Consider the following 12,024-nt stretch of genomic DNA (forward strand, 5'->3'; position numbering starts at 1 on the left):
CACCCGCTGCCACCATTGGGGATTATCAAGATACCACTGCACGGTTTTACGAATCCCTGACTCAAAGGTTTCTTGTGGCGTCCAGCCCAGCTCACGCTGAATCTTGCTGGCGTCGATGGCATAGCGCACGTCGTGCCCTGGGCGGTCTTTAACAAAGCTAATCAGGTCTTTAAAACCCTTGCCGTTTGCACGGGAGTTTGCATTCTCTGGCGCTAGCTCCTCGAGTAACTCGCAGATGGTTTCCACCACCTCGATATTGCGCTTCTCGTTGTGACCGCCGATATTGTAGGTCTCGCTCAGCCTACCCTCGCTCACTACCTTGAACAGTGCCCGGGCGTGGTCTTCTACATAGAGCCAATCACGAATCTGGCTGCCATCACCATAGACTGGCAGGGGCTTGCCGTGCAGCGCATTGAGAATAATGTGGGGCACTAGTTTTTCTGGGAAATGATAGGGGCCGTAATTATTGGAACAATTGGTGACGATAATCGGCAGGCCAAAGGTACGCCCCCACGCTCTCACCAAATGATCGGAACTTGCCTTGCTCGCGGAGTAAGGCGAACTGGGTTCGTATGAGGTGGTTTCGGTAAAGAGATCGGTCGTGCCGTGCAGATCGCCATACACTTCATCGGTGGAGATGTGGTGAAAACGAAAAGCCGCTTTTTTATCGCCCTCTAGTACCTGCCAGTAGCAACGTGCGGCCTCAAGCATATTGTAGGTGCCGACAATATTGGTTTGAATAAACGCACCGGGGCCATCAATGGAGCGATCAACATGGCTTTCTGCCGCAAGGTGCATCACAAAATCAGGTTGATGCTGAGCAAACATCGCATTGAGTGCGGCTAAATCGCAAATATCTAGGTGAGCAAAAGTGTAACGCTCGGAGCTTGCAGCATTGGGAAGCGATTCCAAATTACCCGCATACGTCAGCGCGTCGACATTCACTACCGACACATCGGTATCTGCCAGTATGTGACGAACCACAGCGCTACCGATAAAACCGGCGCCGCCGGTGACAATCCCCTTCATAATTAATAGCCTTTGAAGCGGCAACTTAAGCAAGCCGTCGCGCAATAAAATTCATAAAACAAAACTCGATGGCATTCCCAATAATTCTCTATATTTATTGAATAGCAGGGAGATACATCTCAGCACCAACCATCATTGCGTCAAGCATGAAAAACAACGCAATTAATACTAAATACCCAAACAATTCCCATCGCGATACAGTATGGTCGTCCGATGAGCTCGACCACCGGTTGCCTTCAAGCCGCTCATATGTAAAACGCGAAAGCCCTCTGCCTCGGCAAGCTCAATACCTTCCTGATATCGCTCACGCTGGGAATCATCAAGTAAAATCACACCCTGCTCAGATAAGCTCGCAAAGCTTTGCTTTATGCAATTCACTCTATCCCTGCCATCAACCACGACCACATCAAATTTTTGCTGTTGCTTTACAATTACCCTGCAATAGTCGCCATCGATATCTTCCTGCTGAAAGATCAATTTTACATTTTCAGCCACCTGCGGCTTAAGCAATTGATACCAGTGGCTATCATATTCAAGCGAGGTGACACACTTCACTCTATCTGCATAAAAATATGTAGAGTAGCCGCTTCCAAACTCAAACAAGTTTAAATTTTTATTTAAGCGCTGATCTAGCAACTCAACGATATTAAAGTTCATCCAGGGGATGGCATTCTGCGAGTTATCTATCGGCTTACCTTCAGCCAAACTCTGCATCCAAGCCGTTGTATATAAATATGATCGTTTATTTCGAATTAATATTTTATACGCTCGGTAATGCAAAGCCGCTGTTGAGAAAAACTCAGAAAATTTTTTTATGACACTCATATTAATGAGTCCTTATAAAATAACATTTGAACAATGGCTTTGCGCTTCCATCATTCATTGAACTTATATTATGCCGCGTAAAACGCTCAGCTATTATCTATCGTGTGATAGCTATCTACCTCCACACCAAAAACACCACTCACCGTACCCGCTGCGCGGCTAGCCTTCATAACAGCTTTTATCACCACGACTTTTTGAAAAAGTAAGCTTGCAACAAGGGCAATCAAACTATTTACGACGATCTGAGTTAACGACGAAATCACAATGCCTGCGGTACTACGACCACTGCGCCGCTTACGCCACGCCAAGGTAATACCGACGCGATACTTACGTTTCGACAACCAACGCAAACTAACTCTACTCGCCGGTATATCTTCGCTAACAAAGGCCTCAGCACACTTATAAATCGACACGCCGCGACTCACCGCCTCACAAAAAAACAGGGTGTCGGTCCCCCCTGCTAAGGGCCGACTTTCATCAAAGCGAAGGCCCAACTCCTTGGTAACGAATATAGGTATAAGCACATTATTGGTGGCACAGCTACTTAACACCGAACCCGTCTTGCGACCTTTATCACGGAATATTTCCCGCATATATTCCGGTGTATTTTCCGGCAAGGCTGACTTAACGGCGCCAGATATTACTGCCTTCCCCCCCACAGAGAGAGCATAGTCCAGCAATAAGACCAGCCAGTGCCTGTCGACCCATTCATCATCGTCAATAAACACCAAGTAATCCGCGTTTAAAGCATGCGCCTCTGCGATCGCCTTATTTCGCGCCAAGGGAATGCCGCGCTTATTTTCAATCACATACTGCAATGGAAACGGGAATTTATCTTGCCTAGACTCAACGACAGGACGCGCAGACTGATTTTCGTCATTTTCTACAACGGTAACAAATACCTTGGCATTTTCAGGGACAGCCATAGCAGCTAGACTATCTAGACAGTTACCCAACAGGCTTGGCCGCATACATGTACACAACGCGATATTAATACTGATCATTACATTGCCCCAACAGCCTTAGCATATTTCAAACGCCACCTATGAATTAATATAACTGCGACCTAAAGCTTTCTTGTTGTCTTGCTTATCGACGTATCCGGCATTTCCGCGCCAAGAAACGCCTGCCGATGCCGCAAAAGATAAGCATGCCTACACAAGCTAAACCACAATTTAACGGGATGAAACATCAAGCGGTGCCACAAATTCGGCAAATCTGAATATACCGGCGCTTTCTTCGCAACACTTGTTTCGCCCAGCAACTCAAAAGCAAGATGTGGCTCAACCGCAAACACATCCAAGTCAAACAGAAAGAAGTGATCAAAAACCTTATCCACCGGCTCATAAATACCACAGCCATAATCTAAGAATTTTTTCATTCCATTGCGACTAAGCATATAGGCTTGCGTTCCAAGACCGCCGCGCTCCTGACGCACAAGACAGTGTTTACCAAACAAAGGCCCCAACACTTTTCTGCGCCTAAGCTTTAAGGACATCAGGCGAACCATATCCAAATCTCTTTCGAGCAAAGTCTTGAACACCTCACCAAGTAAAGGTTCAATAACGACGTCATCTTCAAGCAGACAAACGTATTCGAAGCCCTCATTGTACGCCTGCCTCACAGCTCTATAGTGGGATAGATAGCAGCCCAATTCACTATTTGTTAAGCGTTTTCCGTGGCGGATCATCGCCAGTGTGTCGCGAAAATATTCACCATCCCCTAGGGGCGGCTCGCCATTGCGGCCGTCTACCGCATCAAATACTTCCGCGCTTATACCTTGAGCCGCCAAATCACTTAACAGCTTTTGCGTATTCTCCGCCGCCCTATTAAGACTAATAACACGACACATGTATTTTTTTTGCATACACCCTCAAACCAAGCCTTGCCTGCCAAAACGCCTAAGCTCTACGGGCGCTATTTAACTAAACATCAATAACAGCTTACAATATACGCATTCAAACACCAGCGGCAGCAGCCAAATTTATGTGATTAATTCCAGCATCCGCTAGCAATACAGACCCACCACATACGATCTGCAGACCGGACAGCGAATCAATGGAAATACACAACATACTAATAAACACCCAAAATTTCCCACCAGAAGCTGGCGGCATACAAAACTATATGTATGAGCTTGCAAGGGCCTTACACAATATCGGCCACCATGTCAGTGTCGTATGCGATGCTCCGGCTGTCGCTGGGCAGCAGGAATTTGACGCAAACCTTCCCTTTGCAATCAAGCGCATAAGCGGTCCCAAGCTAATTCGCCGCTACCGAAAGGCCAAGTGGATTACAAAATACCTAAACAGCCACCAGACGCTACTTATCTCCGATAGCTGGAAAAGTTTGGAGCTGCTAAACCCCGCAAAATTTCGCAATTTATGCAGTGTTTGCATTGCTCACGGCATGGAATTCCCAAGCAAAACTAGCGAGAAAAAGAAAAATCGCATCACTAAAACTCTGGCGCTAGCAGACTTTGTGCTTGCGAATTCGCAGTTCACTGCTCAACGCCTACGACCCTATACTAGCGATACATCACGCACTCACATTCTTCACCCCGGTGTCACGCCGCCACCTACACCAAATGCAGACGAGACAACAAACATAAGCAATTTATGTATGGCGCACTCCCCCATACTGCTTACCGTAGGGCGACTAGAAGCCCGCAAAGGCCAAGATAAAATTATTGAGATTTTACCAAAACTACTCAAAGATCACCCCAATCTACTCTATGTGCTCGCCGGCACCGGCCCCCTGCAGGAAAATTTATTAACTCGCACAAATGAGCTTGGTATAGCAGATAAGGTTAAATTCTGTGGCCGCGTGAGCGACGGCGAGCGATCTGCCCTGCTGCAAAACGCAGACCTATTCGCTATGCCATGCCGCGCTGTTGGCGACTCAGTGGAAGGATTTGGAATTGTCTACATTGAGGCGGCGATGCAGGGAGTCGCAAGCCTTGCCGGCCGAGTAGGCGGTGCCAGTGACGCCGTTCTCGACGGCCGCACCGGAATGTTATGCGATGGCGATGACGAAAATGATATTTACCTCAGCATCAAAAAAATGCTCGCCGATAGCGATGCATTAAAAAGCATGGGGCAGCAGGCCCAACACAGAGCCCAGACAGAATTACAATGGGAACAGATAGCACAAAAATTATTAACGCTCTGCACCGCGAATAATTAAAAATTAGCGCGGCGCCGGAATATCAGGTACGCCATCTTTCATAGGCAGCCCGTTGGGGCCAGGGTATTTACCACTTTTAATACTCTCGAAAAACTCGTCAATCCGCTCATCTAAATTCTTTACTTTGCGACCGACTAAGTAACGACGCGCACGTCTAGGCAAGAATGGAAGTGCTGCAATGCCCGTTGCTCCCAAGCCGTCAATCACCACCAGCCTGTTAATTGATTCCACTCCGCCCTCTAAGCGCTTTTCGACAACAATATTGTGAAGGAGAATTGAGCGCGACGGCACCAAGTGATCCATCCAATGTTTTTTCAATACCTCAACCGCCCTTTTACACTCATCTGTGTAACCGAAGTTCCAAAGATAAAGCATCAGCGACATAGATATCTCACCGCTGTGGTCAAGGATCAGTTCTGAGCAAATACCCAAACCCAGATCCGTTTCAATCATGCCGTAGCCGCGACTGATATGATCAAAAATAGAATCGGAATAATTCTGCTGAAAATCGCGTAACACTCTAAATTCTTCAGCATTGTCGTCAAAAACTGACAGCGGGAGTAAGCTTTTAGGGAAGCCTTTTTTCCTACGGTAATCCTCAAGTGTGAACTCTGGGCGACGTACTTTAATGCATCTATTAGGATGCTCAGGATGCACGAAGCAAAGCCGGTTCCCCCCACGAGAAAATGGACGCTCCGCCGATAACGCTAAGCTCACTGAGCGCCCCCATTACTAGCAATATTTTGCACCCATACGTAGTCGTGGCTGAAGGGCATTTCCAAGCTCGCCTCCACAATAAATTGCGCATAGAGCTTTGAATTAATTTCACGGTGGAAAAAATCGCGAGTTCGTGAGGCCCAATGCTGCCGCATAGCATCATCACCATGAAATTCACGAATTTTCGCTAACAAACTTGCTTCATCATCAAAATATACCGCCGACTCCGGCGGCAAAAGCTCGTCAAATCGCGGCGCACTACTGGTAAACAGTAAAATGCCGTTACCTGCCAACTGGGCCATTCGCGCAGAGGAATACCAATAATCACCCTCTTGGCGATTCAAATTTAGACCCATTTTTGTCTTAGCCAAAGCGCGATCATAATCGCGCCCCCATACAGGAGGCTCGCCAAAACTCCCGTAGGTCATAAAATTCATTTCGTCTTTTACTGCGTCTTTAATATTGCCGACCATCTCGAGCCGTTTGGTAAGATTTGTACTATTGCTACAAAACAGCAAATCAATTTCTAAATCCGTTTTCGTCGAGTTATCCAAGCACTCTACGGAGGCCTCAATTGGATTTGGCATATGATAAATACGCGCACCAAGGCCCTCAAACTGCTTTAATTCCTTTAAGCCAGTTGACACAAATACAGCATCAACAACAGCTGCTCTAGAGCGAATACGCTCTACATTGCTGGGAACAAAAAGGGGATCATTATTGCAGTGGACGATAATCGTTGCGGGACGGCGGCGCTTAATTTCACTCAGAGTTTCATTGCTAATCGTATCGCAATGACCCGCAATCACTAGATCTGGCTCCATGGCATCAGCCATCTCAAGCAGTCGCTTATTCGCTTTGCCTACGCCTAAATCTCGAATACCAAACGGCGCCTCAAATGCCGCTACATCACGATCACTAAAACTTTGCAGGTAGTGGTCGTTTTTTATCAAACCAAAACCTAATTTTTGTGCCCAGCTTACCCGTGTTCGACCATAGCGTCGCAGCTGTTGGGTATCTACGTGAAGTACTCTCATTAAATTTGCAACCGTAAGCCAATAATCTCAACGAGCCAGAGCGCTCAATCTTACACCTGAGGCCCTACTAGCAACAAATACCCAGAGCCACCGCTCTTACTCAGCCAATAGACGACGATAAACCGCTAAGGTGCTCGCCAACTGGCTACTTAAATAATAACTTTCTGGCAGTGATAACACCGCATCGGCATCAATCACGTCAGCCACCCTCGCCGCAAATCCAACGATATCGTCGGGCGCAACCAAACCCTGAGGAAAACCCGCATTAAGCGACTCGCTCGCCCCACCGCGGTCGTAGGCCACCACCGGCGTACCACTCGCAAGAGATTCTGGCACCGTGCGCCCAAAGGGCTCCTCTTTGTTTGACATATGACAGGTCACCGACGCCAAACCGTAAAACTGCGCGATATCGCTGCGGTGCCCCACAAATGTTACCGCCTCATCAAGGCCGAGACTTGAGCGCATAGCGAGCAACTCGTCAAAATAATGTTGTTTGCCTGGCTCAGCATCACCGACAACAACGCCATGGCAGTCCTGACGAAGGCGAATTAGGCGAGACATCATCTCTAAAAAAGCTTCTTGCCCCTTCCAACGGGTTAGCCGCCCCGGCATTAAAATAATGTGCTGATTTTGTAACTGTGGATATTGCCGAAACAACTCTTTTTTCCATTGGGGCGTGCACGCTTCGCGATTAAAAGCTGCAGGATCTAATCCCCGGGGAATTAAGCTAATACGGCGCTCGTCCGCTTTGTAATTAGTAGTAATATAGTTCTTTACGCAATTCGATATCGCAATAAGATGCTCTGCACGCGCCATTACAGCACTGTAAAAATTTACCGAATACATGCCGTGAAACGTGCTCACCAAACGCGGTCGCGTGGCGGGATTCATTCGCCGCCAAGCCAGCCACACTATCCACGCTGGCGCCCGAGAACGCACGTGAACCACATCGGCCGCCAAGGATTCTAGCAAGCGCCGCATAGGCCGAACTTGCAGCAAAGACCATAGCGATTTCCGGTGAACAGGAAAGCTAATATGCTCACTGCCTTCAGCAAGAAGACCGTCGACCATACGGCCACCCGAGGATATAACAACCGACGCATGCCCACCCCGCACCAATTCTCGAGCCAACTCAACGGTGCCACGCTCGACACCCCCGGAGTTCAATGCCGGCAAAACCTGCACTATTTTTAGTGGCCTTGCGGTATTACTACTTTGCATCTCTGCCTCAGGCATACATTGTCCAGAAATAAATTTATAAAGGGCTGCTTATCGCCCAAGCCACCAATCTGCAACACGATCCGCCTCCCACAAAGGATGAGCGGCAGGCGGCAATGCCGTTCCTAACTGAGCATTTTCAAACGCTGTTGCAAGACCGCTACTGACCAATTGCGCCATACTTTTAGTCACGCGGGACTCGCGCAAAGGCTGTAAACTTAATACTCCGGTTGGCGCGCCAGAGCTTACGCTTTCGTAAACCATCGACACACTATCGCAGCTTACCCAAACCTGCCCAACTTCTGCCAAAATACCTGGCAGCCATTCTGATCCAGTATTTTTATATGGCATGGCTTTAATATTTTCCAACCCCAAACTCGCCAGCTCATCCAACAAGCCCGCAGGCGTGCGCGGCGAATCGGACACCAACCATTCGCACCCGGCGTTCGCCGCAGCAATGCGTTTCACTTGCTCAATAATAACGGCATTGTCCCAGTGAAAGTGAGTATTAGTGCCACCCAATAAAATCAATCCCCGCCCCTCGTTCCGCCCCTCGTAGCTTGGAACAATATGGTTAATGACCCCATAAGTAGCTAGCACCGAGTCGCGCTCTGGTGGAGAATCGTGGAACGGCATACATACCGCATCAAAAAAGCAAAGTGGTAGCGATGGGCGCATTAATAAAAACGTTTTTACACCTAACATCCATTTGCACCACAACAGTGGCAAATGCGTTTTACTCCCCGCCGAAAGCACCCAATCAGGTTTACGCTGAGACTGAAACTGGCTCAACAAGCCTTGACCGCGAGTAAAACGAAATGGCTGCACAGAAAGGTCTAGCCAATGTAATTCAATCTGCGTCTTGGCCTGCAAGCGCTCGATTAAGCCGCGCAGCTGGTTCAAATGCCCCAGTCGGCCATCTGTAATTACCCACACGCGGCGAAGGCTCACTAGTAAAACCCAGCCTCGCCCTTTGGCCGAGTCTTAAAGCGACGATGAACCCACATATATTGCTCGGGGACCAGACGAATATTCTCCTCAAGAAGCGCATTAATCGCCCTAGCATCCGCGATCGGATCACCGCTGGGGAAATTGTCCAGCGGTATCATTTCTACTCGATACCGGCGCCCACTATCAAGCCGCTGCTGCTTAGCGTACACCACCCTCGCGCGCCCACCTTTTGCCAAGGTACTTGTCGCAATCGTTGTTGAAGCAGGGATGCCAAAAAAAGGTACAAACTCGGTCGATTTACGCCCGTAATCCTGGTCAGGCAAATAATACAAACGTCGCCCTTCTCGAAGCCGCCGCAAAGCTCGCTTAATATCTCGCCGATGAATGGGCTCGCCGTAACGGCCCCGCGAACGACTGAGAATATACTCAAACACAGGATTTTTATGTTTACGATAAAAAGAATCTGATGGATATTGAAAGCCAATCAAGGTGCCACACACATCTAAGGTAGTGAAATGCGTGCCAATAACAATAACGCCAGGCTCCCCCTCCGCGACTTCAAGATGCTCCCGGCCCAGTAACTCAAGCTCAACACCTAATTTTTCAGGGGCGATAAACCACACCCGCAAGGTTTCCATTAAGCCCACACCTTGATTGCGCATAGTCTTTTTTACTAGCAAGGCGTGTTCGGCATCGCTTAACTCAGGAAAACATAGTTTTAAATTCACTTCACAAATATGACGCCGCGCTTTCGCAAAATAATAAAACAGGCGACCGATACCGGCCCCCAAAGCATAACTTAAACGACGCGGCAAATGCGCAAGTAACCAAAGCAGGCCCAGACCAATCCACGCCGGCCAGTGCTTGGGATAAAGTAGTTGTCTCTCAATTGTCATCTGGTTGCATTACACTATTGCTACATTTCAACGCTGGCACCGCGCGCAATATTGCGCAGCGCAAAGTGCAGTATTATACACTGTTTACAGCCTACAGCTTGCTCGGCATCCTAAGCGCCATTTTTGACCACCCTCGCCACAAACTGTAGCTCTACCCTTGTTCGAGCGGAGGTTTACAAAACTATCATGATGAACAAACCTGGTCGCACCGGCCCAGCTCGCATATTAGACGCGTCAAAATACTCCCTAAAAGGTTTGCGCGCCGCATGGCGACACGAAGAAGCTTTTCGCCAAGAAAGCATGCTCGCACTTATTATGCTTCCCGGCGCACTCTGGCTGGGCACCAACGCCAGCCAGCGCTCCATCTTAATTGCCACCGTGATCATCGTCGTCATCGTCGAACTCATCAATTCAGCGATTGAAGCGGTTGTTGACCGCATCAGTACCGACCACCACCCACTATCCGGCCAAGCAAAAGACATTGGCTCCGCCGCCGTAATGCTTAGTTTGTTACTTTGCATTAGCTGCTGGGGAATGATTGCCGCCGAGCGGTTTTTATAAATTGGCCATTACGCAATAATTAACACAATAGGCCGGCTACGGGCTTGACAATAGCTCGTCAAACATGAATAATTCCCGGCCTAAATTTTCAGCACTAGGTTTCAAGGAGTTACAAGGGTGGCGAATTCTCCACAAGCTAAAAAACGCGCACGTCAGGCGGAAAAAAGTCGTACGCATAACGCCAGCCTGCGCTCAATGGTACGCACGTACCTGAAGAAAGTACTGGCTGCAATTGCTTCTGGCGATCAAGAAGCAGCGAAAACAGCCTATGTATCAGCAGTTTCTGTTATCGACCGTATGGCCGACAAAGGCATTCTTCACAAGAACAAAGCCGCTCGTCATAAGAGCCGCCTAAACAGCAAAATCAAAGCAATGGGCGCAACCGCTTAATCTACGCTTTTATTTTGCTATATAAAAAAACCCGCTTTTAGCGGGTTTTTTTATTGGGCGATATTTTTACATTGCCAACATCAAGCACTCACCACCAAGTTATCGCGGTGAATGAGCTCAGGCTCACCAACAAAACCTAGAAGCTCTGCAATTTTGGAACTGGGCGCACCTTGCAAACGCCGCGCATCATCAGCGCAGTAATTCACCAGCCCCCGCGCAACCTCATTCCCCTGCGCGTCAACACACCTAACAAGGTCGCCACGCGAAAACTGCCCAGTAACTGCAACGACCCCCACAGGTAACAAGCTTCGCCCCTGCTGACGCAATACACGCACTGCGCCATCATCAATCTGTACGGCACCGCGCAATTGCAACTGCCCCGCCAACCATTTTTTACGCGCGGTAATCGGCGGTTCTTTGGGAAGCAGCAGAGTACCCAAATCTTCAGCACCAAAAACCCGATCAAGCACTCGATCTTCGCGACCACCAACAATAACGGTATTTGCACCAGAACGAGACGCCAATCTGGCCGCTCGCAGCTTCGTCAACATCCCCCCACGACCCAGTGAGCCGGCGGCACCGCCAACCATTACGTCAAGTGTACGATCCTCCACAGAGGCTTCGGATATTAATTTGGCATCAGGATTAGAACGCGGATCCTCTTCAAACAAGCCCCGCTGATCAGTCAAAATTACCAAGGTATCGGCATCGATCAAATTGGCCACAAGCGCAGCCAAGGTATCATTATCGCCAAAACGAATTTCGTCGGTTACCACCGTATCGTTTTCATTTACCACCGGCACCACACCCAACTCCAGCAGGGTTAGCAACGTGCCCCGGGCATTGAGATAGCGATCCCGCGCGGAAATATCATCGTGCCCCAATAAAATCTGCGCGGTCTGCAAACCATGAGCGCGAAAACGAGTTTCGTAGGCGTGAACCAGCCCCATCTGCCCGACCGCAGCAGCCGCCTGCAATTTATGCAAATTGTCAGGCCGCTCCCGCCAACCCAAGCGAGTCATACCCTCGGCAACCGCACCCGAAGACACGAGCACAAGCTCTCGACCCGACGCCCTCAGAGCAGCTAGCTGCGACACCCAAGTATCGAGACCCTCGGCGTACAGCCCCCGACCATCATTAGTGAGTAACGCGGAGCCAATTTTTACCACAACGCGCTTACTGGTTTTCAGCGCCTGCCTATTCTCAGACAAGAT

At 48.9% G+C, this 12,024-nt stretch carries 13 protein-coding genes; 3 read left to right on the top strand and 10 right to left on the bottom strand.

What is annotated here, in order from left to right:
* The 4 genes from rfbB to C0068_RS09220 form a co-directional block, all read right to left on the bottom strand.
* On the bottom strand, nt 1–1,029 hold a 1,029-nt coding region (gene rfbB, locus C0068_RS09205; RefSeq protein WP_103684207.1), incomplete at its 3' end, for a dTDP-glucose 4,6-dehydratase.
* A gap of 168 nt (nt 1,030–1,197) precedes the next feature.
* The gene (locus tag C0068_RS09210) at nt 1,198–1,854 is read right to left on the bottom strand and encodes a hypothetical protein (protein WP_103684208.1); all 657 of its coding nucleotides are present in this window, start codon (nt 1,852–1,854) and stop codon (nt 1,198–1,200) included.
* 86 nt (nt 1,855–1,940) lie between these two features.
* Nucleotides 1,941–2,858: a glycosyltransferase family 2 protein gene (locus tag C0068_RS09215; RefSeq protein ID WP_103684209.1), complete on the bottom strand. Its 918-nt coding sequence runs from the start codon at nt 2,856–2,858 to the stop codon at nt 1,941–1,943.
* 62 nt (nt 2,859–2,920) lie between these two features.
* Entirely contained in the window at nt 2,921–3,721 is an 801-nt protein-coding gene (locus tag C0068_RS09220) for a glycosyltransferase family 25 protein (RefSeq protein WP_103684210.1), read from the bottom strand.
* 191 nt (nt 3,722–3,912) lie between these two features.
* Between C0068_RS09220 and C0068_RS09225 the strand changes: the two genes are divergently transcribed.
* Nucleotides 3,913–5,040, top strand: coding sequence for a glycosyltransferase family 4 protein (locus C0068_RS09225; protein WP_103684211.1), 1,128 nt, complete (start codon nt 3,913–3,915; stop codon nt 5,038–5,040).
* Nucleotides 5,041–5,043: 3 nt separating this feature from the next.
* Here C0068_RS09225 and C0068_RS09230 read toward each other — a convergent pair whose 3' ends face one another.
* The 5 genes from C0068_RS09230 to lpxL form a co-directional block, all read right to left on the bottom strand.
* Nucleotides 5,044–5,757, bottom strand: coding sequence for a YrbL family protein (locus tag C0068_RS09230; protein ID WP_103684212.1), 714 nt, complete (start codon nt 5,755–5,757; stop codon nt 5,044–5,046).
* The gene (locus C0068_RS09235) at nt 5,754–6,794 is read right to left on the bottom strand and encodes a glycosyltransferase family protein (RefSeq protein WP_103684213.1); all 1,041 of its coding nucleotides are present in this window, start codon (nt 6,792–6,794) and stop codon (nt 5,754–5,756) included. The genes C0068_RS09230 and C0068_RS09235 overlap by 4 nt, the downstream gene beginning before the upstream one ends.
* Before the next feature lie 96 nt (nt 6,795–6,890).
* Entirely contained in the window at nt 6,891–8,030 is a 1,140-nt protein-coding gene (locus tag C0068_RS09240; protein WP_233208783.1) for a glycosyltransferase family 4 protein, read from the bottom strand.
* Nucleotides 8,031–8,063: 33 nt separating this feature from the next.
* Complete coding sequence (locus C0068_RS09245) at nt 8,064–8,963, bottom strand: mitochondrial fission ELM1 family protein (RefSeq protein WP_103684214.1); 900 nt, start codon at nt 8,961–8,963, stop codon at nt 8,064–8,066.
* Nucleotides 8,963–9,859 carry an LpxL/LpxP family Kdo(2)-lipid IV(A) lauroyl/palmitoleoyl acyltransferase gene (gene lpxL, locus C0068_RS09250; RefSeq protein WP_103684215.1) on the bottom strand — a complete coding sequence of 299 codons (897 nt, stop codon included), beginning with the start codon at nt 9,857–9,859 and terminating at the stop codon, nt 8,963–8,965. The genes C0068_RS09245 and lpxL overlap by 1 nt, the downstream gene beginning before the upstream one ends.
* A 186-nt stretch (nt 9,860–10,045) precedes the next feature.
* Between lpxL and C0068_RS09255 the strand changes: the two genes are divergently transcribed.
* Both C0068_RS09255 and rpsT read left to right on the top strand, forming a co-directional pair.
* Nucleotides 10,046–10,420 carry a diacylglycerol kinase gene (locus tag C0068_RS09255; protein ID WP_103684216.1) on the top strand — a complete coding sequence of 125 codons (375 nt, stop codon included), beginning with the start codon at nt 10,046–10,048 and terminating at the stop codon, nt 10,418–10,420.
* Nucleotides 10,421–10,537: 117 nt separating this feature from the next.
* Entirely contained in the window at nt 10,538–10,810 is a 273-nt protein-coding gene (rpsT, locus tag C0068_RS09260) for a 30S ribosomal protein S20 (protein ID WP_103684217.1), read from the top strand.
* Nucleotides 10,811–10,890: 80 nt separating this feature from the next.
* Here rpsT and proB read toward each other — a convergent pair whose 3' ends face one another.
* Nucleotides 10,891–12,021, bottom strand: coding sequence for a glutamate 5-kinase (gene proB, locus C0068_RS09265; protein ID WP_103684218.1), 1,131 nt, complete (start codon nt 12,019–12,021; stop codon nt 10,891–10,893).
* Nucleotides 12,022–12,024 lie beyond the last annotated feature (3 nt).

The organism is Zhongshania marina (assembly GCF_002915595.1).
Taxonomy (GTDB): domain Bacteria; phylum Pseudomonadota; class Gammaproteobacteria; order Pseudomonadales; family Spongiibacteraceae; genus Spongiibacter; species Spongiibacter marinus_B.

Coding starts and splice junctions, on each gene's coding strand:
- C0068_RS09210 (WP_103684208.1), bottom strand. CDS start 1,854: ATGAGTGTCATAAAAAAATTTTCTGAGTTTTTCTCAACAGCGGCTTTG.
- C0068_RS09215 (WP_103684209.1), bottom strand. CDS start 2,858: ATGATCAGTATTAATATCGCGTTGTGTACATGTATGCGGCCAAGCCTG.
- C0068_RS09220 (WP_103684210.1), bottom strand. CDS start 3,721: ATGCAAAAAAAATACATGTGTCGTGTTATTAGTCTTAATAGGGCGGCG.
- C0068_RS09225 (WP_103684211.1), top strand. CDS start 3,913: ATGGAAATACACAACATACTAATAAACACCCAAAATTTCCCACCAGAA.
- C0068_RS09235 (WP_103684213.1), bottom strand. CDS start 6,794: ATGAGAGTACTTCACGTAGATACCCAACAGCTGCGACGCTATGGTCGA.
- C0068_RS09240 (WP_233208783.1), bottom strand. CDS start 8,030: ATGCCTGAGGCAGAGATGCAAAGTAGTAATACCGCAAGGCCACTAAAA.
- lpxL (WP_103684215.1), bottom strand. CDS start 9,859: ATGACAATTGAGAGACAACTACTTTATCCCAAGCACTGGCCGGCGTGG.
- C0068_RS09255 (WP_103684216.1), top strand. CDS start 10,046: ATGATGAACAAACCTGGTCGCACCGGCCCAGCTCGCATATTAGACGCG.